Below are 23,786 nucleotides of genomic sequence, written 5' to 3'. Positions count from 1 at the left end.
GTCAGTCGAACAGCATGACCTGCGTATCGCGCGCGCCCCGGTACGGGTTGCGGCCGTGCGCGACCAGCATGTTGTCGACCACGAGCACGTCGCCGGCCTGCCACGGGAACGACAGTTCCTCGTCATCGAGCGCGTCGTAGATCGCGACGAGATCGTCGTACGGCATCGGCGAACCGTCGCCGTAGCGGATCTCGTACGGGAACGCGGCGCGCTCGCCGTACATGCGCTGCAGGTAGCGGTAGCTGAGCTCGCCCATCGAGCGCGGATTCGGATGCTGCGCGCTCGCCTGGTTGAACCAGACGGTTTCGCCGGTGCGCGGATGCGCGCGCAGCGCGCTGCCGACGTGCGACACGGTCACGCTGCCGTCGTCGAGCCAGCGGCAGCCGACGCCGCGCTCCGCGCACAGCCGCTCGACCTCGCCGCGCTCGGCGGTGCCGAACGCGTCGTCCCACGGCCGGTGGTACGCGGCGAACGGCAGGTTCGGGTTGGCGGCGAGCCCGTCCGCGCGATCGCCGGGCGCCGCGAAATTGCGCAGGTACATCACGCCGCGTTCGGCGAACCGGTCGCGCAGCGCGGCCGGCACGCGCGCCGTCACGCGGCGCATGTCGCAGATCGGCGTTTCGCCGCCCGCGTCGGCCGGCTGCCGGCAATAGAACGCGACGAGGCGCGGGAACGCGGGCATGTAGGCCATCTCCTGGTGCAGCCCGATCTTGAACGGCGGCGGCATGCGGGTCGACTCGTAGACCTGGCCGTCAATCTGCCGGCGCGGCGCGGCGCCCGCCGTGTAGCCGTTCGCGTGCGCCGGATACAGCGCGCCGAGGCGGCCGAACGCGGCGGTGTCGGGCACCGCGAAGCCGCGCCACAGCAGCGCGCCGCACGCGTCGAGCAGCGTGTCGATCGTGTCGAGCCGCGAGCGGTACCACGCGACGAACATGTCCGGCGAGGTCGCGAGTTCGGCGCTGCGCGGCGTCACGCACAGCGGCAGCGTCGCGCCGGGCGCGACCGCCGAGCAGTGGACGTCGTCGGCGCCGAGCCGCACGGCGGCGTGCGCGGCGAGGAAGGCGAGATCGGTCATCGCTCAGGCCAGCGCCGGTTTCTTCAGCAGGATTTCGAAGCCGAGCGCGCCGAGCCCGGCGCTCGGGCTGTAGATCGACGCGACGTCCGCGAGGCCGGCTTCCGCGACGAGCGCATGCGCTTCGTCGAGCGTGATCTTTTCCTCGACGTGGGTCGGCGGATAGTCGGCCGCCGCGCGCATCTCGGTGAAGCGGTCGAGCAGGTGCTGCGGCGCGTCGCGGCGCATGTCGTGCACGAGCGCGATGCCGCCCGGTTCCAGCACGCGATACATCTCGGTCAGGCTGAGCGCCTTGTCGGGCAGGTGGTGCAGCGTCGCGCGGCCGACCGCCATCGTCAGCGTGCCGTCGTCGAACGGCAGTGCGAGCGCGTCGCCGACGCGCATCTCGACCGTGTCGTCGAGGCCCAGCTCGTGGATACGCGGTCGGCCTTCGTCGAGCATCGCCGGATCGAGGTCGATGCCGACGTAGCGCCAGCCGCGCATGGCCGGATCGGTCGCGAGCCGCACCGGCACGACGCCGGTGGCCGTGCCGATGTCGGCGATCACGCCGGGCGTCATCCCGCGCGCCAGCTGGCGGATGCGGCTGATGAACAGCAGGTCCCACGGTTCGAGCGTTTCGGTGGCGAAACGATCGTAGTCGTTCGCCGGGCGCAGGTTCTTGAGCAGCATGACGTTCCTTTTACGAATGGGTGAGAGGATCACAGCCAGCCGACCGGCACGGCGGCCAGCAGCCGTCGCGCGGTCGCGCTGTTGACACCGAACGCGGGGCGGCGGCGGCGCTCGACCGCATGCGCGGCCATCGCCGCGATGCGTGCGCCGAGCCCGATGCCGACGCCCCAGGATGGCGCGGCGACACCGAGTTCGAGCAGCGTCGCGGCGGTCAGGAAATCGATGTTCGGCCGCAGCGCGCGCCGCGCGTCGGCTTGCGCGCAACACGCGTCGAACAGCGTCACGTACGCGCCGTCGAAGCCCTGCGCCGCGAACAGGCGGCGCATGTGCGGCGGACGCGGATCGGCGACGAACAGCGGATGGCCGAAGCCGTACAGCGTGCGTTTCGCGTCGAGCACCGCATCGATCGCGGCGCGCCCGGCCGCGTCGAGCGCCGCGGCCGGCGCGCCGGTGCCGCCCGGGACCGACAGCGCGAGCGCGCCGAGCCAGTTCATTGCTTCGAGTGCGGCGCCGACGTGCGATGGTCCGCTCGCAAGGAAACCGGCCGCAATTGCCTGCGTCAGCGTGACGCCGGTGCCAATTGCGACACGCGGCGCGAGCACGGTCGGCGTGATGTAGCCGAAGCCGGCGTGCCACGCGACGAGCAGCATGTCCATCGCGGCTTGCGCGGACGCATCGGTGCGCGTCGCGCCGGTCAGCACGAGCATGCGTTGCGCTTGCGTCGCGGCGTCGTCGAGCCCCGCGCTGCCGAGGGCGGCGAACGGCCGGCCCTCGATCGCCGCATGCAGCAGGAACGGCGCGGCGGCCGCGCACAGCAGCATCGCGTCGAGATCGGCGTCGTCCGGCGCGTTGCCGTGCATGCGTGCCAGCACGTCGTCGAAGCCGCGCAGCAGGCCGGACGCGGCCGCGAACACCGGCGCGACGCCCGCCGCGCCGAGATTCGCCGCGACGAACTGTGCGGCCGATCCCGGTGCCAGTGCAGCAGAGAATTCCGCCAGCCGCGCGCGGATCACCGCTTCGTATGCGCCGTGTTCAACGCTGCCGGGCGCGACGTCGAACCACAGGTGCGCGAGCGCGCCTTCGAACGTCGTCGCGCCGATCAGCGCGTTCAGGTCGAGATCGCGCACGCGCAGCGCTTCGGGTTCGAGCGTCGCGCCGTCGATGTCGGTGCCGCGGTGGCGGGTCGCCGGGCGGCCGAGCAGGTTGCGCGGTGCATCGCCGGTCGTCGCGGCCGCGCCGGAGTCGAGAGTCGTGTCCATGTCATTCCGCCTGCACGAGTTCTTCGCAACTGACGCTGATCGCCGCGTGCGCCATCGTGGCGATCACCGCCGCATGCTGGTCGACGACGGGCAGCACGTTCGCGAAGTAATAACGCGCGCTTTTCAGCTTGCCGCGATAGAACGCGAGTTCGGCGGGCGTATCGGCCGTGTCGGGTGCGTCGAGCCGGCGCGCGGCGATCGTCGCCGATTCGAGCAGCACCCATGCCGACGTGACGACGCCGAACATCTCGAGAAAGCGCGTGTAGAACTGGCTGCTGCGATGCGTGTGGCCGTCCTGCACGTCGCGCGCGATGTCGTCGAGCGCGGCGGCGATCCGGTCGGCGCCCGCGCGCAGCGCGTCGAACAGCGGGCGCAGTTCCGCGTGCGTGCCCGCGTGATGCTGGCGTGCCAGGAAGGTGTCGAGTTCGTCGCGGTAGTACTGGATCAGCCGCGAATGACGGCCGAAACCGAGCTTGTCGCGCACGAGGTCCTGCGACTGGATGTAGTTCGTGCCTTCCCAGATCGACAGGATCTTCACGTCGCGGGCGTTCTGCTCGACCGGGCTCGCGTCGGTATAACCGAGCCCGCCGTGCACCTGGATCGCGGTTTCGCAGATCCGCCACGCCTGGTCGGAGATGAACGCCTTGCAGATCGGCGTCAGCAGCAACTGCAGCTTGCGATGACGCTCGATCTCGGCCGGATCGGCGTCGGGCGTCGCTTCGAGCATCGCCGCGCGCGTCGCGGTCGCCGCGAGCTTGCCGAGCAGGCCGCGGCAACCGTCGACGCGGCTCTTCATGTCGACGAGCATGCGTTGCACGTCCGCGTGCTCGACGATCGCGACGCGCGCGGCGCTGGTGTTCGACGCGCGTTCGATCGGCCGGCCCTGCAGCCGGCGGCCCGCGTAGTCGACCGCATGCAGGTACGCGCTCGACGCGACGCCGACGCCGAACATCCCGGTGCTCATCCGCGCCTGGTTCATCAGCGGCATCAATTGCAGCAGGCCGACGTTGCGCCGGCCGCCGAGCAGCCAGCCCCTGGTCGTGCCGTTCGAGCCGAACACCAGGTGCGTGTTCGCGCAGCCCTTGAGCCCCATCTTGCGCGGCAGGCCGATGCAGTCGACATGGTTCGGCTGCAGTTCGCCGGTTTCCTCGTCCGGCCAGAAGCGCGGCACGACGAGGCACGACAGCGAGAACGAGTCCGGCGACGCGGTGTCGATGCGGCCGAGCACGAAATACAGCGTGTTCTCGGTCAGCTCGTGCATGCCGGCCGAGATGTAGACCTTCTCGCCGTCGATCGCGTAGATGTCACGCTCGAGCGGCGTCGCGCGTAACGCGACCGCGGTGAGATCGGTGCCGGCCTGCGGTTCGGTCGCGCAGAAGCATGCATCCCAGCGGTACGCCTCGAGTGGCGCAATCAGCGTCTTCTGATGCGGCGTGCCGTGCATCTGCAGCAGCTTGATCGCCGGGCGCGTGAAGCCGCCGTAGGTCATGAACGACGGATTCGCGCCCATGAACATCTCGTAGATCATCTGCGTGACGATCGGCGGCAGCCCGTGTGCGGTGCCGAACAGCGTGTTCGACCATTCGTCGCGAAAACGTGCCCACAGCGCATGGAAATGCGACGGAATGCGCACCTGGCCGTCGTCGAGCAGCGTGCAGCCCTCGGCGTCCGCCTGCTGGTAGCTGCGGCCGAGGTCGAGCGCGAAGTCGCGCGCGCGTTCGAGCAACGCGTCGATCGATGCGCGATCGTGCGTGCTGTACGGCCCGTGTTCGAGAAAGCGCTGGTCGGCCTCGAACAGTTCCCACAGGAAAAAACGCAGTTCGCGCAGGCTTACCTTGTAGGCACTCATCACGCGTCTCCTTCGATATCGAGCGCGGCGTCGAGGCCGCCGGCCAGGTCGACGACGGCGGCGGCCGCCGCGCCATGCAGCGCCGCGTCCCAGACGAGCACCGTGCGGTGCTCGCCTTCGTCGAGCGCGCCGGCGAGCCGGATCAGCGCGGCGGCCGATTCGGCCGACGACAGGTGGCCCGAGCCGTCGTGCTGGATGCGCGCGCCGAGCGGGATCGACGCGGCATCGGCCACGCGTGCCGCGAAGCCGGGATCGAAGCCGGGCGGCACGCACCAGTCGATCTGGCCCGCGCGCAGCTTCGCGCCGTCGAGTGCGCGGCGGATCGCGCGCGCGGCGACCGGCGCGAGCGTGTCGCGCAGCGCGGCCGGCGCGTCGGCCCACGGATCGGCGATCGACGGCCCGTATTCGACCGCGACGGACCGCACGCCGCCCCAGACGGCCGGCTCGGGCGCCGGGCCCGCGCGCGACACGAGCAGCGCGGCGGCCGCGTCACCGTAGCCGACCAGGTCGCCGAACTGGCGGAAGAACGGATAGAGCCACTTGTCGCTCAGGATCACGAGCGCCTGGTCGCCTTCGTCGAGCAGCCCGTCGAGCAGCATCAGCGCCGAATACCAGCCGAGCGTGCCGTTCTGGCCGAGTGCGAACGGCGTCACGCGCTGCAGGCCGAGTTCGTACTGCATGCGGCCGACCACCGAATCGCCGATGCCTTCGTTGAGCGCGCAGCTCGCGACGATCACGTGGGTCGTGCGGGCGAGCTGCCCGGAGCCGAGCTGGTCGCGCAGGTCGAGCGCCGCGTCGGCGGCAAGATCGGCGAGGCTGCGCCCGGGCGGCGCGACCCGCAGCGTGGGCCGGCCGCCCGGCGCGAGGCGCGTGCCTTCTTCCGGCGTCAGCGCACCCATCCCGCGCGGCCGCGCAAAGCGCGCTTGCGGCAACAGCAGGTGGCGGTAGCCGGGATGGCGCTCCTGCGCCTGGATCGCGCTGAACATGACGGCGGGCGGCAGCACCACGACGCCGCCGGACAGCGCGAGCGTGCCGGGCGCGGCGACGCGACGTGCGCCGAGGCAGGTTTCATCGAGCGTCGACAGGGTCATGCGGCGGTCTCCTCGAGGTTCGTGCGCGCGAACGTGTCGCGATACTGGGTTTTCAGTGCCGGGCGGTCGATCTTGCCGTTGGGGTTGCGCGGCAACGCCGGCAGCGGTTCGACGACGAGCGGGTTCATGTAGGTCGGCAGTGCGTCGCGGCAGGCGCGTGCGATGTCGGCGCGGCACGCGTCGGCGTCGAGCGTCGACACGACGCATGCGGCGATCGCCTCGCCGAGTGCCGGGTGCGGAACGCTGAACACCGCCGCTTCACGGATGTGCGGCAGCGCGAACAGCACGTCCTCGATCTCGGTCGGGCTCACGCGATAACCGGATGTCTTGATCATGTCGTCGCCGCGCGCGACGAAGTACAGGTAGCCGTCCGCGTCGCGCCGCACGATGTCGCCGGACCACACGGCGACGTCGCCGCGCGGAATCTCGGCGTGCCGGCGCGGCAGCGCGCGAAAGCGCTGCGCGGTCAGCTCGGGCCGGTTCCAGTAGCCGAGCGTGACGAACGCGCCGCGATGCACGAGTTCGCCGGGTTCGTCGGCCGCGCATTCGCTGCCGTCCGCGCGCAGCACGAGGATCTCCGCGTTCGGCACGGCCTTGCCGATCGATGTCGGGCGCAGCGCCGCGTCGGCCGGTGCCAGGTAGGTCGAGCGGAACGCTTCGGTCAGCCCGTACATCAGGTACGGCGCGGCGTGCGTGAACAGCGCCTGCAGGCGGTGCAGCAGCGGCGTCGCGAGATGGCCGCCGGTGTTCGCGAAACGGCGGATCCGCGTGCGCGCGGTGTCGTTCCAGTCGGCGGACGCGAGCTGCATCCACAGCGGCGGCACGCCGGTGATCGACGTCACGCCGAGCGCGTCGCAATGACGCGGCACCTCGGCCGGCTGCAGGAAGTCGAGCGGCGCATAACACGCGCCGGATGCCAGCGCGGTCGTGAGCTGGCTCAGGCCCGCATCGAAGCTGAGCGGCAGCACGCCGAGCACGACATCGTCGTCGGCCAGCCCCTGGTACGCGGCCACGCTGAACGCGCCCGAGACCAGGTTGCGATGCGACACGACGACGCCTTTCGGCTTGCCGGTCGAACCGGACGTGTAGAGCAGCGCGGCCGGATCGTCGTCGACCGGCCGGCCGGCGATGGCCGGCGCCGGCGCGTCGCCCGGTGCGGCGATCGCATCGGCCAGTTCCTCGATCAGCAGCACGCGCGTACCGACCAGCGACGCGAGCGCCGGCAGACGCTTGAGCCGCTGCGCGCCGGTCACGAACAATGCCGCGCCGCTGTCGGCGACGATGTGTTCGATCTGCGCTTCCTTCAACTGCGGATTGACCGGCACGAAGATCGCGCCGAGGGCGTTGGCCGCGAGCATCGCGACCACGGTTTCGATGCGCTTCGGCGCGTAGATGGCGACGCGCTCGCCGGGCAGCACGCCGCGCGACGCGAGTGCGGCCGCCGCGCGCCGGACCGCGCGCGCAAGCTGTTCGTAAGTCATCGCGCCGCCGCCGTCGGCATACGCGAGATGCCGCGGCCAGCGCTGTGCGCCGTGCTCGAGCAGGTCGGCGACGCTGATCAGTGCGTTCATGATCGGCTCCTCTGGGTGTTTTAGGCGGGCCGCACGTACACGTGCGCGGCGTCGTGGGACAGGAAATGCGCCATCGAGTACGTGCGGTGATAGGCGCCGCAGCGCGCGAACACGGCAATGTCGCCGACCTGTGGCGGGGCGCCGGTGTCGTCGCGGCCGATCACGTCCGCGCGGCTGCAGGTGCTGCCGGCGTAGATCGTCGGCACGCCGCGTGCCGGCGGCGCGGGTGTGCGGCGCACGAGCGATGGGGCGGCCAGGCGGCGCATCACCGATTCGGTCTGCGCGAGCAGGAACGCGTGCGACAGGCCGCCGTCGCAGACGGCGATGGTGCGGTCCTGCCACGTCTTGACCGCGACGACACGCGTCGCGAACACGCCCGCGTCGGCAAAGATCGCGCGGCCGGCTTCGTGGGCCAGCGTGAAATTGCCGGCCAGCGGCGCCAGCGCGGTCGCATAGCGCGCGAACGCGGCATCGCCCGGATGATCGTCGGCAAACCCGCCGCCGAGGCTCAGCGAGCCGAGCGGCGCGCCGTTGGCCGGCGCGAGATCGCGTGCGAGCGCCGCGAGCAATTCGGGCAGCGCGAGCGTGTCGGGTTGCGTCGCGTCCTGGCGGATGAACGAATGCGGGCCGGAGAACACGTGCAGCCCGGCTACGGCCAAGCCGGCGGCCGCGAGCGTGCGTACCGCGTCGTGCGCTTCGTTCGGCGTCATCCCGAAGTGGTCGTGCCACAGCGCGCGTGCGTGCTCGCCGGCCAGCGCACCGGCATTCAGGCGCAGCAGCACCGGGCCCGGCGTGCTGCCGCCGGCCGCTGCCTCGCGCGCCAGCGGCACGAAGCGCGCGACCGCGTCCGGGTTGTCGAGCACGAAATGGCAGCGTGACGCGAGCCCCGCGCGCATGAACATCTCGTCCATCGACGGATTGTTCAGGTAGCGCGGCGTCTTGATCCGGCCGATCACCGCGTCGAGTTCGCCGCGGCTCGCGAGTTCGACACCGTCCTCGTACGCATGCGCGCAGCGCGCGAGCATGTCCTGGTTCGGGTTCGCCTTCAGCGACACGATCAACTTCGTACCGAGATGCGCCTTCAACGACCGGTAGCGCGCGATCGCGACTTCCGGCTCGTACACGTAGCATGGCGTGCGCAGGTCGGCGATCCACGCGTGATCGCCGGCGGGCGAAAGCGGGCGGTCAGGCGTCATGGCGGCCCACCGGATGAAGCGTGGCGGCCGCATACGCGCCGCAGTTCGACTGCATCACGCCGAGCACGCGCTTGCCGCGCGCCACCGCGTCGAGCCCGACGTCGGCCAGGTTGATCGGAAAATCCGAACAGCACGCATGGCCGCGCGCAAAGATATTTTCCGCATAGAGCCGCTCGGCCGGCACACGCATCGCGCGGCACAGCGCGTTCCAGCCGGGCAGGTCGGCGTTGTGCGGCAGCACGAGCTCGTACGCATCGAGCGCGTGCGGCTCGAGCGCGACCGCCGCGTCGATCGCCTTGCGCGTGTACGGCCACTCCATCATGATCAGGTCGGCCTCGTTCGCGGCGACGGTATCCGAGCCGCGATGCCATTTCGCGTGCGTCTCGATCGCGATGCCGCCGAGCCGGTTCTTCGTGCTGTTGCGCGCGATCAGCATCGCGGCGGCGCCGTCGCACTGCACGCCGGTCATCTGCCGCATCCGGTAATCCTCGCCGTACACGCGGTCGGACGACACGACGAGTGCCGCGTCGAGCTGCGGATGGCGGCGCATCAGCGCGCGGACCGTCTCGATGCCGGCCGCCACCGACACGCAGTTCAGCTGCGCGACGGAACCGAGCCACAACGGCTCGATGCCGAAATGCGCGGCGAGCTCGTGCGGCAGGCTGCGCGGCGCGGGCGGCACGCTGAACTGCTGCGTGTGCACGTGCACGATCGCGCCGACGTCGGACGGCTGCACGCGGGCCGTGTCGAGCAGGCGGCCGGCCGCGGCGATCGCGAGGTCGGTCTCGCTCGTGTCGAGCGCCATGTGGAAATAGCGGCTGCCCGACTGCGCGATCGCCGCCGCCCGCTGCGCCGGGTAGTCGCGCTCGGCGGCCCAGGCCTCGATATCGACGGGCAGGCCCGGCAGCTCGTAGGCCACCGCGTCGATGCCGATCCAGAAGCCGGGGTCGCGGGATGCGTGGGAAGAGGGCATCGTCATGTCAGTTGAGCGGCATCGCCGCGTAGTCGAGGACGTCGAGTTTTTCGAAGGTCGCCTGCACGGTCGGCGTGAGCAGGCCCATCTCGCGGATCGTCGGCACGAGGCGCCGGAAGATCGAGCGCCGGATCGAACTCGACACCGGCGACTCGCGCACCATCGCGCTGCATTCGCGCTTCGACAGCCCCATCGGCTCCCAGATGTCGTCCGCGCACAGGTGCTCGTACAGCACGGCCGCGCCTTCGCAGACGAACTGCTCGCGCTCGCGCAGCTCGCTCGAGCTCATCTCCGCATACACGCGGCACAGCGTGATCCGGCCGACCGCGAAGTGGCGCGATTCGTCGCGCTGGATCCGCACGAACAGATCCTTGATGAACGGATCGGTGCTGTATGCGACGACGCTCTGGAAGATCGACAGCGCGATGCCCTCGACGAGCACCTGCATCCCGAGGTTCGTCATGTCGAGCGCGCTGCTCGTGATCGTGTCGTGCAGCAGCCCCTTCAGCGAGCGGCTCATCGGGTAGCTGACGTCGAGCTTCTCGTTGACGAGCTTCGCGTAGGCCTCGACGTGGCGCGCTTCGTCCATCATCTGCGCCGCCGCGCACAGGCGTGCGCTCAGGCCGGTCTCGGCCGATGCGAGCTTCGACGCGCAGATCAGCGCGGCCTGCTCGCCGTGCAGGATCTGCGACAGCAGCCAGCCCTGCGCGTGATGGCGCACCTCGCGCTTGTCGGTGTCGGACAGCTTGCCCCACAGTTCGGTGCCGTAGATCAGCAGCGTCGGGTCGGGCATGCCGAGCGGATTGGCCGGGTCGAGCTCGTGGCTCCAGTCGACGTCGGTCGCGACGTCCCACTGCGCGGCCTTCGCTTTTTCGTACAGCCGGTTCAGCGCCTCTTCGCGCAGCGCGTAGTCGTTCGACATCAGCGCATCGACGGGCATCGACCAGCGGATATCGGCCGTGTCCTGCATAACGGTGAGCGTTTGATTCATGTCAAGGTCTCCCCGGCCGCACGGCGGCGCCGGAATGATGGGCGGAATCGGTCAAGGTGGCGGGGGCGCGCGACGCGCCCGGATGCGGCTCGAGGCGGATCGCATACGACGGCCACGGGCCGCGCAGTTGCGCGTCGAAGGTGTCGGCGAGCCGGGCGGGCCAGATCGCGCAGCACACGCGGTTGTCGCCGGCGAACTCCGCATCGCGCAGGATCCGGTCGCCGATCCACACGATCGGCGTGCCGCGCGCGGCATCGCGCAGCGCTTCGTCGTACAGGTGCACGCCGAGCAGCACGTGCGGCGCGAGCAGTTCGGCCGGCAGCGCGCCGAAGTACGGCGCGCAGACTTCGATGAAGACGCGTGCATCCGGATGCACGGCGTCGCGGATCCGCGCGGTGGCTTCCGCGAGGAATGCGAAATACTGGACGTGGTCGAGCAGCACGCGGCGCTCGCCGACGGGTGCGTCGTCTGCGTCGTACGTGTCGCCGGCCGCTTCGGCCAGCGCGGCGCGCGCGTAGTCGGCGGGCGTGTCGAGCGGCATCCGGTACGCGCTCGCCGCGACCGCGACCGGCTGCCGTGCGTCGCGCTCGATCCGGTAGGTGAAGTGAACGGGGCGCACCATGTCACGCCTCGCCGTGCAGAGAAAACGTCGCGTCCGGCGCGAACGCGATGTCGGCGATCGCGTAATAGCCGTTCAGCGCGAGCGAGCAGACGGCCGCGCGGCGCGGCGTGTCGCCGCCGCGATGCGCGAGCAGCACCGAAAGCCACGGATCGCTGCCGAACGCATGACCGAACAGCCCGTGGCCGTCCGGCAGCAGCGGCGTTTTGCCGACGGAAGCCAGCAGCGCGCGGCGCGACGTGGCCGGAAAGAACGGCAGCGCCGCGTGCATGCCGGGGCGGGCCGCGCAGAAGGTGCGGATGTCGCGGCCCAGCCGCACGACCGCGCTGGCGGGCGGCGCGGCGTCCGTGAGCACCGACTGCGCCGGCTCGCGGCCGACATCGACGAGCAGCGTGCAGACGCCGAAACCCGAGCGCCCCCATGCCGGATTGCCGTGCCAGTACGTGTAGCCGTGCACGTCGATGTCGATGATCTGCAGCAGCAGCGTGCGCGGCCCGGTGTCGGCGGTCGTCGCGAGCGCGCGGCGCAGCACGTAACCCCAGCCCGCGCATTCGTACGAGCAGGTCATCCAGTCGGGCGTGTAGTCGTTCGCGCCGGCGAGCGCCTGCGCAAACACGCGGTGCTCCGGCGAGTCGTTCATCAACAGCATCGACAGGATCGTCGAGCTGACCACGTAGTCGTCCGCGCAGACCGTGCCGCACAACCGCTCGCGTTCGGCACAGGCGAGCGCGCCGATCGCCATGGCCGTGTCGGCGAGCGGCACGACCGCGCCGTCGCGCGCCGGCGCGACGCGCCGGTACGCGAGCGCCTGCACGGTCAGCGCGGTCGCCGGGGCCGGCTGGACGGCGGCTGCCGTCGCGGTGGCAAGAGGCGCGAGCATCGTCGTGTCAGGCGGCGTGCTGCTGGCGGCGCAGCTGCGCGTCGAGTTGCTGAAGCGTCGTATATTGCGTGATGTTCAGCGCTTCCGGATCGATCGAACCGTACAGCTGTTCGCAGAACACGATCAGTTCGACGATGTTCAGCGAATCGATGCCGAGTTCGCCGATGCCGGCATCCGTGTCGACGGTCTCGATGTTGAGGATCTTCGCGACTTCGCGGGACAGGATGTCGAGCGCGTCGGCCGGAACGTTCTGGGTCGTCATGAGAGGAGCTCCTGGGTTTTTGAGTGGATTGATCGGGATCGATCGGCCTGTCGCGTGGGTCAACTGCCGGCTTCGCAGCGCAGGCTCTTGCGAAGCTCGTGATAACAACGGTACGAACTGCCTTCCATCTTCGAAAACGCCAGCAGGTCGCGCTGGTCGTCGAAGGTGGCCACCTTGCCGTCGCGCACGAGTGCCGTCAGGAACTCGTTCGACAGCAGCTTGATCGCGAGCACGCGCTGCACTTTGCCGAAGCTGTAGTGCGCGTCGTCGGTCTGGCTGCGCGCGGCGCTGGCGATGAAACGGTGCACGGCGCGCGCGTCGGCATCGAGTTCGACGCGGCCGGTCTGCGCGAGCCAGTCGACGTGTGCCATCAGCGCGCGGACGAAGTACGGCCGCACGACGGTCAGGTATTTGTTGAACACGGTCGGGCCGCCGATCCGGAGGCGGTCCTCGGCGTCGACGCGGACCTGGCCGCCGACGTTCGCGAGCTGCAGGTTGCCCGCGAGGAACGGCGCGCCGCAGGTCGCGCGCTTCAGCTTTCGATACTCGTCGGGCCACACGAGGTACGCGGCCGGGAACATCACGCCCGGCAAGCGGGCCGCGACGACCGCCATGCAGTCGCGGTGCGCCTCGATGCCCCACACCTTGTCGACGGTGAGCGCGAGGCCGCTGTCGTCGCTGCGCACGACCGTGCGCCACGCGGCAAGGGTCGGCCCGCCGCCGTCGCTCATCAGGAACGCGAAGTTGTGACCGGCGTCGATGCAGTCGCACGCACGACGGTTCTGGTCCTCGGAAAAGAACAGCCCGAACATGATGCGGATGAACGCGCGCATGAACGGCTTGAACAGATGGTGAAAGCCTTCGCGGCCGATCTGTTCGAGCAGCGCTTCGGTGAGCGGCGCCTCGTCGTGCCGCAGCGGCGTCGAGGCGGACGAATCGGGCAGCACGTCGGGCGTGGCGGCGCGCAGTGCGATCACCATCTCGCTGTCGAGCAGCCGCACGGCGGCGGCTTCGACGAGCCGGGCCGCCGCGCGCGGCGGCGTGCCGATCGTGTCGAGGTGGCGCATGACCGGATACGCGGCCTGGTCGGCCACGCGCAACAGCAGCGGCGGCGACAGCGGGGCAGCGGACGAGGCGGAAACGGAAAGCGTGGACATGGCAGGGTTCCTGTCAGAAGCGCACGCGCACGGCGGCGTCGATGCGGGTGCCGAGACCGACCATCCGGTACTCGGCGTTGCTGTCTGAAAATGCGTGCGTGAGCGCGACATCGACGCTCACACGCTTGTTCACGTCGGCGACGACCTGGGCGATCGCGAGCAGGCCCTTGTCCTGCGGCGAATAGACGCCGCGCAGCGAGTACTCGACGCGGCCGATCTTCTTGCCGAGCCGTGCGAACAGGTAGTCGCGCAGGTTGCCGTCGACGCTCACGAAATCGGCGGTGCCGCCGAGGCTGGCCAGCGCGGCGTCGGGCGCGACGGGCAGCAGCGCGTTGTTCACGCGGACCGCGCGGACCAGCTGGCGCCACTGGTTCGCGTCGTAACGCGCCTCGTCGTGCGACCACTCGACGATCAGCGACAGGTTGCCGGGCAGTGCGCTCTGCATCCCGACCGCGCTGCGCCACATATATTGGCGGTCGTTGCGGCGGTCGACCGCGTCGTAGGCAGCCGGCGAATCGAGCGGCGTGCCGTTCGCGATGAACGCCGGCAGCGGCCGCGTCGTGCCGCGTTCGAGCCATGCACTCGCATAGACGGTGTTCGAGCGTGCGACGTCGAACGACAGCGTCGCGCCGGCGCCGCCGCGGCCCGCGTGACGACCGGCCAGCAACGCGGCGGAGCCGCCCGACCAGTTGACCGCGCCGCGCACGAGCTGCGTCGCGCCCTGCACGTCGCGGTTGTCGACGTCGTTGCGCAGCGTGCGGTTCTCGCCGGCGATGAACTGCAGCGTGGTCTGCTCGCCGGCCCATTTCGCCTCGACGAGCGGCGTGCCTTCGACGTCGCCATAACGATCGTAGATGTCCGCCGTCGCGGCCCGCTTCTGGAAGAAGCCGAGCGGAAAGAACGCCTGCGACGTGTCGAGCGGGTCGATCCGCTTGCCGGCCGTGAGCGTGATCCCGTCGTCGAACGCGTAGCGCACGCCGGCCTCGTTGAAGCGGCTGGACTGCGCGCCGAGCGAGTGATTGCTCGCCACGACGCGCGCATTCATGAACAGGTTCTCGCCGTCGATGCGGGCGAGCACGCCGGCTTCCTGCTGGTCGCGCGGTTGGTCTCCGATCAGGTTGCCGAGCAGCGCATGGCCGTCCATGCTGTCGACCGAGCGTGCGTACGCGATGCCGTTCAGCGTGCTGAGCTGGTCCATCAGCGATTCTCCGTGCGCGAGCGTGCAGCCCAGCGCGAGCGGGACGGCGAGCGCGGCACCTTGCCATGCGCGCCGGCACGGCGTGCGGGCGCGGCCGGACGATGGATGAGGGCGGTCACGATGGGCGTCGGCATGGGCGTCGTGGTCACTGGCCATCGGCAAGCGTGTCGGGATTGAACCAGCCCGACGGAATCTTGCGCGGCTGGCCGTCGAGCATGTCGACGACGCTCGCGCGCTGCTTCTCGATCTCGTTGCGATAGGTGATCTTGCGGATCACCTTGCGCCCGTTCGCGTCGACCGGCGCGGAGAAATCGGCGCTGCGGAACAGCAGGCCGCTGGCCAGGAAGAACTGCGCGCGCACCGGCACGTCGCTGTCCGGCGTGACCCACAGCTTGATCGTCGGATAGACGTTGTCGGGATCGGTCGCGGTCAGGTCGAGCTCGGTGGCCGGCTTGCCGGCGATCGTCGTCGTGCCGGGTGCGGCCGTGGCGCGGTAGCTGTCCGCCCAATGCGTGCGCGTGATGTCGCTGATGACGACTTCGCCCTGCAGCCTTTGCATCCCGTTGATGCGTACCGCGCTACGCGTGTTCGGCACGTAGAACCAGTGCCCGCGCGTCGTCGCCAGGTACTTCTGGCCGTCGTTATCGCCGCTGCGGGTCAGTGCGAGCGTGTCGCCGTTGCCACGCGTATAGACGAGATAACGCGTCGCGTCGTCGGATTGTCCGCCGACCAGGTTCGTGATCTCGATGTTCGTCTGCGTGTCGGCGGCCGTGCTGCGATACGCGTCGGCACGGGCAAGCATGGTCTGGGCCGTCGGTGCGTCGGCGGCATGGGCAACCGGCGCGCACGCGACGAGCGCGGCGAACAAAACGCGAATGCGGATCATGGGGCGAGTCCTTCGAGGATGTTGCGTTTGGCGAGTCCGAGCGTCGCGAGCAGCGCCGCCGCCACGCCGAGCACGACGAACGCGCCTTCGACGGCGGCCACGGCGGCCGGCGATACCGTGAATTCGAGCAGGATCGGCTTCACGCGGCCCGGCGGCGCGGGCAGGTGGATCTGCGCGTGATTGAGCGCGACCATCGTGAGCAGCGCCACCGCGATGCCGGCGGCCGCGCCGAGCAGGCCGAGCAGCGCGGTCTCCTGGATCAGCACGCCGCGCACCGTTGCGGCCGGCACACCGAGCGCGCGCAGCGTCGAGATCTCGCGGCGACGCTCGACGATGCTCATCAGGATCCAGTTGCTCATCGACAGCAGGATCGTCAGGCTCAGGATCGCGCCGAACACCGAGAACTGGTTCTTGTACAGCGCAACGACCTGGTGATACAGCGACACGAGCTGATCCCACGTCTTCACGTCGAGCGACGGCAGCGCGGCGCGCAGCGTTGCGGCGGCGGCCGGTGTGTTGGACGTGTCCGACAGGAACACCGCGATGCGCGACGCGCGGTCGGTGCGCAGCAGCGCCTGCGCGGCGGCGAACGTCACGTTGACGATCCGCTCGTCGACGTCCTTGTTGCCGGTGCTCATCACGCCGACGATCTGCGCGTCGGTCGCGTTGATGCCGCCGTGCGCGGTCGACGCCATCAGCTGCACGACCGAGCCCACGTGAACGCCGAGCTTGCGCGCGAGTTCGGCGCCGACGACGACTTCGGTGCCGGCGTTGGTCGGCGACAGATAGCGGCCCGACAGCACCGTGTGATAGTCGAAGAAACCGGGCGGCTCGCGGTTCGGCTCGATGCCTTCGCCGACGAAGCCGTAGCTGAGATCGCCGTTCGAGATCAGCCCGTCGAAGTCGATGCCGCGCGCGGTCGTCGCGACGCCGTGCAGCGTGGCCACCGCGCGTGCCGCGGCGGCCTGCTCGTCGGCGGTCAGCCCGTATTGCAGCGGCCGTTCGCCGATCAGGTCGAGGTAACCGTGATGCAGCACCTGCACATGGCCGACGCCGCTGTCGATCGACCCTTCGCGCACCGCGTCGAAGGTCGCGATCACGTAGCCGAGCGCGAGGCTCGACGCAAACGCGGCGACGCCGATCATCGCCATCGTGAGCACGGTGCGGCGCCGGTTGCGCCAGAGGTTACGCCACGCAAACGTCGACCAGTTCACGGTTCACTCCCGGTACGCCGTCGCGCATCTCGATGCGGCGAGGCAGGCGCGCGCACAGACGATCGTCGTGCGACGCAATCAGAAAAGCGGTTCCCAGCGTGCGATTGGTGTCGAGGATCAGCTCGGCGACCGCCTGCGCGTTGGTGCTGTCGAGGCTCGCGGTCGGCTCGTCCGCGATCACGATGGCCGGCTCCTTGGCGAGCGCGCGGGCCAGCGCGACCCGCTGCTGCTCGCCGCCGGACAATTCGCCGGGACGGTGGCGTTCGCGCGCGGCGAGCCCGACCGCGTCGAGCATCGCGCGGGCACGTTCGCGGCGCGTGCGCGGCGTGCCCCACGCGAAGCAGCCGAGTTCGACGTTCTCGAGCGCCGACATCACCGGAATCAGGTTGAACTGCTGGAACACGAAGCCGATGCGCTCGCGGCGAATCCGTTCGAGCGTGTCCGGCGCATCGTCGATCCGGCGGCCTTCGAGCCAGCGTTCGCCGGTGCTCGGCACGTCGAGAAAGCCGGCGAGGTTGAGCAGCGTGCTCTTGCCGCTGCCGGACGGGCCGACCAGCGCGACCACGTCGCGTTGACCGATCGAAATCGTCGCGCCGCGCACCGCAACGACGCGGCCGGCCCCTTCGTACACGCGCGTGACGTCGCGCAGTTCGAGCACCGGCGAGAGCGAGGCGGCCGTCATGCGTACGCTCCCTGTGCGACTTCGGCCGCCGGCGCATGGATCACGGGCAGCGCACCGTTCGCGTAGAGGTCGCGACACTTCAGGCGCTGCAGCTTGCCGCTCGTCGTGCGCGGTAGCGAGCCCGGTTCGACGAAGCAGAGGTCCTGCGCGGCGAATCCGATGCGCGACGCGAGCAGTTGCTGGCATTCGATGCGCGTCTGCGGCGTTGCATCGACCGGCCGCGCTTCGATCGCGACGACCAGCCGTTCGGTGCCCGTCTCGGGATCGGGCAGCCCGAACGCGATGCAGGTGCTCTTGCGCAGCGCGCTGTGCGACGCAAGCGCTTCCTCGATCTCGTGCGGGAAGTAGTTGCTGCCGCGAATGATGATGACTTCCTTCTTGCGGCCGAGGATATGGAGCTGGCCGTCCGCGACGTAGCCGATGTCGCCGGTGCGGAACCAGCCGTCGGCCGTCAGCGGCGCGGCGATCGTGCCGTCGTCGGGGTTCAGGTAGCCGAGCATCACCGACGTGCCGCGGATCGCGACTTCGCCGACCGCACGGCCCGGCAGCGGGTGGTCGCCGTCGTCGAGGATGCGAAACGCCATCCCTTCGATCGGCGTGCCCATCGCGAGCACGGTTTCGGTTTCGGGCTCGTCGCGGTCGTTCGCGGTGGCCGGTTGCGCATCGCGGCGCTCGATCAGCGCGCGCCGGTCGAGCGTGTCCGCGATCACGTACGGGGCGCCGTCGACCGTGCCTTCATGCCACGCACGGTGCATCGACACCGCGAGCGTCGACTCGGCCATCCCGTAGCACGGCTGCAGCGCCGATGCCGCGAGGCCGTACGGCGCGAACGTCGCGGCGAAATCGCGCAGCGTGGCGTCGTCCACGCGTTCGCCGCCGATGAAGATGTTGCGGCACGCGGACAGGTCGACGCCTTCCATCGCAGTGGCATTGAAACGGCGCACGCAGTAGCGCAACGCGAAGGTCGGCACCGACGTCGTCGTCGCGCGCGCCGATGCGATGCGCTTCAACCAGCCGAGCGGATTCCGGATGAAGCTGTTCGGTTGCATCATCAGCAACGGCGCGCGGTAGTGCAGGTTCGACAGCAGCGTGAGCAGCCCCATGTCGTGATAGAGCGGCAGCCACGACGCGGTGCCGTCGCCGGCCGCGATGTCGAAGCGTACCGATCCGCCGATGCCGAGCACGTTGGCGACCACGTTCTCGTGGCTGAGCACGGCCGCCTTCGGATGCGACGTCGAGCCCGACGTGAGCTGGACGTGATGCGGATCGCGGCCGCGCTTCGCGCTGATCAGCGCACGCGCGCCGGCTTCCGCGGCGATCGACAGCGTCGCGAGATCGACGACACGGGTGGACGCAGCGGGAAACGCATCGTCGCGCCAGGCGGCCGACTGTGCATCCGCGGCGATGACGAGGCGCGGCCGGTACAGCTCGCAGGCGACATCGACCACCTGCCGCCCGGCGGCGGCGCGCCGCGCGGGGACGGGCACGGTGCAGGGCAGTGCACCCGTCATCACGCAGGCCATCATCGCGGCGGCGTGTTCGATCGATGCGGGCAGCGCGAGCATCACCAGATCGTTCTCGCGGACGCCCAGCTCGCGCAGTGCGCCGGCCTGGCGAAACACCGCTTCCGCGAAGCGCCGGTACGTGATGTCCGCTTCGTTGCCCGCATCGTCGACGAACGTCATGCGATGCGAGGCGCCCACGACGTCCTCGAGCGATTCGATCAGGCGATGGATGGTGGATGCGCACTTCGTCACGAGGATCTCCCGTTGAGGAACACGGCCGCTCGCGCCACGGTGCCGGCGGCGCCGTTCGTCGAGTGAGGCGGATTCTTGCCGGATCGGCGCAACGCGACAAACGGAATCTTTGCAGGCTATGCATGAGCAGCGCGCATTCACTAGGGCCTGTTCCCGCTAATAACGGGCTTGCGAACGTGCCTTGCCGGTCGTAGTGCAAGGAGTGAGGAGCGCCGTTTGGCCGCGCCAAACAAGCGACGATCGACGCCGCAATACGGCCGGCAAGGCGCGTTCCCCTGTTTGGAAAAAATCATTCGTGGGGCCAGCGCAAGCCCGTTATTAGCGGGAACAGGCCCTAGGTGACCGGTCGGTCGCATTCGACCAGTCGTCTAGTTCACGATGTGGTTCGCTCATGCGCGGGCGTCATGCAATGCGTTCGGAAAATTCGTTTGTCCGAAGCATCGACTCACAGAAGAATTGCAACCCGGCAGCGCGCCAGCGTCGTCAATGTCCACGGTGCCGGGCGAGGGTCCGGCCAAGGAGAGCGTTTTGTCCGTCACCTCATCGCTTGTCGCCCGCCCGAAACCGGTTGCAGACATGAAAAGCCGCCCGAGCGGCGTCGTCTTCTCGCTGAAGCTGGCGGTCTACGTCGCGCTACTCGCGCACGGCATGATGTTCGCGCTGTCGACTCTGGTGATCCTGAAGATCGTCGGCATCGTGCTGATCGGTGCGATGTATGCGCACGGCGTCGAACTGCAGCATCAGGCGCTGCATTACCAGGGGTTCAGGAGCAAGCGGCTCAACATGGTGTTCGGCGTGCTGGTCGGCATGCCGATGCTCGTGTCGTTCCATGCATACCAGGACAGCCACTTGCGGCATCACCGGTTGCTCGGCACGCCCGAGAACAAGGAGTTCTTCGACTACGGCGACCAGTACGGCGCGAGCCCCGTCGTCAACCTCGGGCTTTGGGCATGGCGGCTGTCGATGGCCGCGCACTATATCCAGTTCGCGAAGAACGTCGCGAAACTCGTCGTGCCGGGCGCGCGCTTCGGCGACAACGCGCTCGTGTCGCGCGCGATCCGCCGCGATCACCTGCTGATGGTCGCGACGATCGCGCTGCTGGCCGGCGTGTCGTTCGCGCTGCATACGTGGTTTGTCGTGTGGGTGTGGGTCGTGCCGCTCGTGCTCGTCGCGGCGCCCGTGCACGCGCTGGTCGAGATGCCGGAGCACTATCGCTGCGACCTGACGAGTACCGACCCGTTCCGCAACACGCGGACGATCGAGAGCAATGCGTTCATGACGTGGTTCACGAACGGCAACAACTATCACGTCGAGCACCACATGATGCCGGGCCTGCCGATCGAGCGACTGCACGATCTGCATGGCGCGATCGCGCCGCAGATCCGCTACTACCACCGCACGTACCGGCAGTTCTACGCCGCGTTGCTGCGCGGCAGGCTGTCGCCGCGCACGGTGGACGACGATGCGGACGATCGCGGGCCCGACGCCGAAGCCGGCGCGCCGGCGTCCGCGCAGTCGGCATGATCGAACCTGGCCCGAACGCCTTTCGACGACGGTGACGACGATGCTCTATCCCGAACTTTTCAGGTCGCTCGAAGCGGTTCGCTGGGACATGGAGAAGGACATTCCGTGGGACCGCTTCGACGCTTCGCTGCTCACCGACGAGCAGGCGGAGACGATCAGGATGAACGCGATCACCGAATGGTCGGCGCTGCCCGCGACGGAGATGTTCCTGCGCGACAACCAGCACGACAGCGACTTTTCCGCATTCATGAGCGTGTGGTTCTTCGAGGAGCAGAAGCATTCGCTCGTGCTGATGGAATACCTGCGCCGCTTCAAGCCGGAAATGGTGCCGACCGAAGAGGAGCTGCACGCGGTGCGCTTCCAGTTCGATCCGGCGCCGCCGCTCGAGACGCTGATGCTGCACTTCTGCGGCGAGATCCGCCTGAACCACTGGTATCGCTGCGCGGCCGACTGGCACACCGAGCCGGTCATCAAGCAGATCTACGAAACGATCTCGCGCGATGAAGCGCGCCACGGCGGCGCGTACCTGCGCTACATGAAGAAGGAGCTGAACAACTGCGGCGACGTCGCGCGTGCCGCGTTCGCGAAGATCGGCGTGCTGATGGCGTCGGCGCGCCGTACCGAGAAGCCGCTGCACCCGACCAACCTGCACGTGAACCAGGCGCTGTTCCCGCGCGACACCGTGCAGTCGCGCCTGCCCGATCCGGAATGGCTCGAGCGCTGGCTCGACGAACAGATCCGGTTCGACGGCGAGTGGGAAAAGAAGGTCGTCGAGCGCATCCTGCACAACCTGTCGATCCTGTTCGAGCGCACGTTCGCGACCGCGCAGGAACTGAACCGCTATCGCCGCGAGGTGACGGCGCGCGTGGACGCGGCGGTGGCGGACGTGTAGTCGGGAGCGGGCCGCAACGCGGTGAAAAAAACGCCGGTCGCCAATCGCGATCGGCGGAATATCCATTTCCGGAAATGATCCGCGTGTCAATTTCCTGGCGGCGTTGAAATCAAGCGAAATTCCACCTGTTTAGTCGTTCGCAATAAACAGTAAATTCATGATTTATATGCATTCGATATGCATGCCGGTATTTTGCATGTTTTCGTAATACGGTAAATCAATTGAAAAGACAGGTAATTGAAATTGATTTGTAGGCATATCGCGATTGCTCCGTTGTAGCGTGAAAACTGCCAACGCAACGGCGAAATCTGCCCGAAATCCGCTGTGGGAGCGGTATTTTTCGCATCAATCACGACGCAATATCGTGCACATCTTCATTTACAAAATCGTTACTCCATAACGCTTATGTAAGAATGTGGGGGTCGCGAAAATTGATAGATAAATACAAATGTCATGATTGAAAATAAGAATGAGATGCATGTATGCTTCAATATAAAATCGTTTCCGAATTCAAATGAAAGGAAACGACTCTGGGAGACGAATAGAGACTTGTTTGGTGATGGTGCAACTTTGAGGCGGCGGTATGGCTAATGTGAGATTGGCAAAACGATTGAGAAGTCTGCCTTCGCTGGATTTCCTGAGGGGCTTCGAATGCGCGGCGCGTCATCTGAGCTTCACGCGTGCGGGGCAGGAACTGAACGTCACGCAGTCCGCCGTGAGTCGCCAGGTCAAGGCGCTCGAGGAACAGCTCCGCATCGAGCTCTTTCACCGGCACATCCGTTCGCTGACGCTGACCGACAAGGGACGCGAACTGTACGACGCGATCGCGTTCGCGTTGTCCGACCTGGAATCGGTGATCGGCAAGCTGTCGTCGAGCGTGGGCCAGCGCTCGATCTCGTTGTCGACAACCGTGTCATTCGCGGCGCTGTGGCTGATTCCGCGCCTCGGTTCGTTCCGGGCAAGCTATCCGGATATCGACGTGCGCGTATCGGCAACGAGCGAAGTTGAAGATCTTAAACGCAAACGTTTGCACTTGGCCGTGCGATATGCGGGGCCGTGTACATCGACCGACGACACGGAAGTGCTGTTTCGCGAGCGCGTCGTTGCGGTCTGCAGCCCGAGCCTGTTGTCGGCCTCGGGCGACGCCGCGTCGATGGTGCCTTCGGATCTCGACAAGCATGTGCTGCTGCATCTCGACGATCCGCGCGGCGAGTGGCCATGGCACGCGTGGAGCCATCTGCTGAGGGAACTCGGTGTGCCGCGCCTGCGGCCTGCCGGCGCGCTGCACTTCAGCCAGTACGACCAGCTTGTTCAGGCTGCCGTCGACGGACACGGTATCGCGCTTGGACGGCGGCCGCTGGTAGACGGGCTGCTGAAGCAGGGCCGGCTCGTCGAGCTGTTTCCGCACTGTACGGTTGCGTCCGGGAGCTACGTGCTCATCCAGAACCCGGATGCCTGCAACGAGTTCGATATCGCCGTGCTGACCAACTGGCTGCTCGAACAAGCGTGCCACCCGCTTGCGTCGCTGCCGGAGAAAGCCGACAGCAATGTCGTGCCGATGTATCGCGTGGGTTAGTTAGACAGACGAACGAACTCAGCGCGCCGCGCGCAACTGCTCGTCGATCGTCCGCGTCAGCGGTGACGCGACGTCACCGGTGTGCTTCGTCTGCACGGGTTCGATCAGCACGATCCAGCATTCGTCGTCGGCGACCGGATTGTGCAGCGTGCCGCGTGGCACCACGTGCATCGAACCGGCCGGCAGATCGACGACGCGGCCGCCTTCGTATTCGATCCTGAGGTGTCCGCGCACGACGAAGAACAGTTCGTCTTCGTGCGCGTGATCGTGCCAGACGAGCTGTCCACGCACTTTGGCAACTTTGACGTACTGATCATTGACCTGTGCGACGACTTTCGGCGACCAGTATTCCGATACATCGCCGAATGCGGCTTCGAGGTCGAATGATTCGGCAAACACGTTGACGGGCACGGTGATCTCCAGGCAGGGATGAAGGATGCGGATCCAGTGTCGCACTGTCCGCGGTTG

Annotated in this window: 22 protein-coding genes; 3 read left to right on the top strand and 19 right to left on the bottom strand. The window is 68.4% G+C overall.

The features are described 5' to 3' along the window. Nucleotide 1: 1 nt before the first annotated feature. From ACN22W_RS34540 to ACN22W_RS34455, 18 genes are read right to left on the bottom strand one after another with little or no spacing between them, the layout of a single operon-like run. On the bottom strand, nt 2-1,075 hold the full coding sequence (locus ACN22W_RS34540) for a TauD/TfdA family dioxygenase (protein ID WP_419690524.1): 1,074 nt from the start codon (nt 1,073-1,075) through the stop codon (nt 2-4). Between the two features lie 3 nt (nt 1,076-1,078). Continuing rightward, entirely contained in the window at nt 1,079-1,741 is a 663-nt protein-coding gene (locus ACN22W_RS34535) for a class I SAM-dependent methyltransferase (RefSeq protein ID WP_048248947.1), read from the bottom strand. 29 nt (nt 1,742-1,770) lie between these two features. Further along, nucleotides 1,771-3,000, bottom strand: a complete 1,230-nt coding sequence (locus ACN22W_RS34530) for a citrate/2-methylcitrate synthase (RefSeq protein ID WP_419690523.1) — start codon at nt 2,998-3,000, stop codon at nt 1,771-1,773. A 1-nt stretch (nt 3,001) separates the two neighbouring features. After that, nucleotides 3,002-4,849: an acyl-CoA dehydrogenase gene (locus ACN22W_RS34525; RefSeq protein ID WP_419690522.1), complete on the bottom strand. Its 1,848-nt coding sequence runs from the start codon at nt 4,847-4,849 to the stop codon at nt 3,002-3,004. Further along, nucleotides 4,849-5,940 (bottom strand): hypothetical protein, encoded by a 1,092-nt coding sequence (locus ACN22W_RS34520; RefSeq protein ID WP_129518308.1) that lies wholly within the window; start codon nt 5,938-5,940, stop codon nt 4,849-4,851. Before ACN22W_RS34520 ends, ACN22W_RS34525 begins: the two co-directional genes overlap by 1 nt. After that, nucleotides 5,937-7,511 carry an acyl-CoA ligase (AMP-forming), exosortase A system-associated gene (locus ACN22W_RS34515; protein WP_419690521.1) on the bottom strand — a complete coding sequence of 525 codons (1,575 nt, stop codon included), beginning with the start codon at nt 7,509-7,511 and terminating at the stop codon, nt 5,937-5,939. The genes ACN22W_RS34520 and ACN22W_RS34515 overlap by 4 nt, the downstream gene beginning before the upstream one ends. Before the next feature lie 20 nt (nt 7,512-7,531). Then, nucleotides 7,532-8,707: a PLP-dependent decarboxylase gene (locus tag ACN22W_RS34510; RefSeq protein ID WP_419690520.1), complete on the bottom strand. Its 1,176-nt coding sequence runs from the start codon at nt 8,705-8,707 to the stop codon at nt 7,532-7,534. Then, entirely contained in the window at nt 8,697-9,686 is a 990-nt protein-coding gene (locus ACN22W_RS34505; RefSeq protein WP_129518305.1) for a 3-oxoacyl-ACP synthase, read from the bottom strand. The genes ACN22W_RS34510 and ACN22W_RS34505 overlap by 11 nt, the downstream gene beginning before the upstream one ends. A gap of 1 nt (nt 9,687) precedes the next feature. Beyond that, nucleotides 9,688-10,671 (bottom strand): ferritin-like domain-containing protein, encoded by a 984-nt coding sequence (locus ACN22W_RS34500; RefSeq protein WP_048248940.1) that lies wholly within the window; start codon nt 10,669-10,671, stop codon nt 9,688-9,690. A 1-nt stretch (nt 10,672) separates the two neighbouring features. Next, nucleotides 10,673-11,293, bottom strand: coding sequence for a hypothetical protein (locus tag ACN22W_RS34495; protein ID WP_129518304.1), 621 nt, complete (start codon nt 11,291-11,293; stop codon nt 10,673-10,675). Nucleotide 11,294: 1 nt separating this feature from the next. Continuing rightward, the gene (locus ACN22W_RS34490; protein ID WP_419690519.1) at nt 11,295-12,170 is read right to left on the bottom strand and encodes a hypothetical protein; all 876 of its coding nucleotides are present in this window, start codon (nt 12,168-12,170) and stop codon (nt 11,295-11,297) included. 7 nt (nt 12,171-12,177) lie between these two features. Continuing rightward, entirely contained in the window at nt 12,178-12,432 is a 255-nt protein-coding gene (locus ACN22W_RS34485) for an acyl carrier protein (protein ID WP_048248936.1), read from the bottom strand. 59 nt (nt 12,433-12,491) lie between these two features. Next, a complete protein-coding gene (locus tag ACN22W_RS34480; RefSeq protein WP_419690518.1) occupies nt 12,492-13,589 on the bottom strand; it encodes a hypothetical protein in 1,098 nt (365 codons plus the stop codon). A gap of 13 nt (nt 13,590-13,602) precedes the next feature. Continuing rightward, complete coding sequence (locus tag ACN22W_RS34475; RefSeq protein ID WP_419690517.1) at nt 13,603-14,943, bottom strand: hypothetical protein; 1,341 nt, start codon at nt 14,941-14,943, stop codon at nt 13,603-13,605. Beyond that, the gene (locus ACN22W_RS34470; protein ID WP_419690516.1) at nt 14,933-15,673 is read right to left on the bottom strand and encodes an outer membrane lipoprotein-sorting protein; all 741 of its coding nucleotides are present in this window, start codon (nt 15,671-15,673) and stop codon (nt 14,933-14,935) included. Before ACN22W_RS34470 ends, ACN22W_RS34475 begins: the two co-directional genes overlap by 11 nt. Further along, a complete protein-coding gene (locus ACN22W_RS34465; protein ID WP_419690515.1) occupies nt 15,670-16,887 on the bottom strand; it encodes an ABC transporter permease in 1,218 nt (405 codons plus the stop codon). The genes ACN22W_RS34470 and ACN22W_RS34465 overlap by 4 nt, the downstream gene beginning before the upstream one ends. After that, a complete protein-coding gene (locus ACN22W_RS34460; protein ID WP_129518298.1) occupies nt 16,859-17,569 on the bottom strand; it encodes an ABC transporter ATP-binding protein in 711 nt (236 codons plus the stop codon). The genes ACN22W_RS34465 and ACN22W_RS34460 overlap by 29 nt, the downstream gene beginning before the upstream one ends. Then, nucleotides 17,566-19,326, bottom strand: coding sequence for a fatty acyl-AMP ligase (locus ACN22W_RS34455; RefSeq protein WP_419690514.1), 1,761 nt, complete (start codon nt 19,324-19,326; stop codon nt 17,566-17,568). Before ACN22W_RS34455 ends, ACN22W_RS34460 begins: the two co-directional genes overlap by 4 nt. 576 nt (nt 19,327-19,902) lie before the next feature. On the opposite strand from ACN22W_RS34455, the gene ACN22W_RS34450 reads away from it, so the two are divergent. The 3 genes from ACN22W_RS34450 (at nt 19,903) to ACN22W_RS34440 (ending at nt 23,318) form a co-directional block, all read left to right on the top strand. Continuing rightward, nucleotides 19,903-20,850 (top strand): fatty acid desaturase family protein, encoded by a 948-nt coding sequence (locus ACN22W_RS34450; protein ID WP_419690513.1) that lies wholly within the window; start codon nt 19,903-19,905, stop codon nt 20,848-20,850. Between the two features lie 31 nt (nt 20,851-20,881). Further along, nucleotides 20,882-21,742 carry a ferritin-like domain-containing protein gene (locus tag ACN22W_RS34445; protein WP_419690512.1) on the top strand — a complete coding sequence of 287 codons (861 nt, stop codon included), beginning with the start codon at nt 20,882-20,884 and terminating at the stop codon, nt 21,740-21,742. Nucleotides 21,743-22,325: 583 nt separating this feature from the next. After that, on the top strand, nt 22,326-23,318 hold the full coding sequence (locus ACN22W_RS34440; RefSeq protein WP_419690511.1) for a LysR substrate-binding domain-containing protein: 993 nt from the start codon (nt 22,326-22,328) through the stop codon (nt 23,316-23,318). An 18-nt stretch (nt 23,319-23,336) separates the two neighbouring features. On the opposite strand, the gene ACN22W_RS34435 is transcribed toward ACN22W_RS34440, so the two are convergent. Then, nucleotides 23,337-23,729, bottom strand: coding sequence for a cupin domain-containing protein (locus tag ACN22W_RS34435; RefSeq protein WP_413464002.1), 393 nt, complete (start codon nt 23,727-23,729; stop codon nt 23,337-23,339). Between the last annotated feature and the right edge of the window lie 57 nt (nt 23,730-23,786).

Source organism: Burkholderia theae (assembly GCF_048565265.1).
GTDB classification, from domain to species: domain Bacteria; phylum Pseudomonadota; class Gammaproteobacteria; order Burkholderiales; family Burkholderiaceae; genus Burkholderia; species Burkholderia theae.
This window is presented reverse-complemented; position numbering and strand designations above follow the sequence as displayed.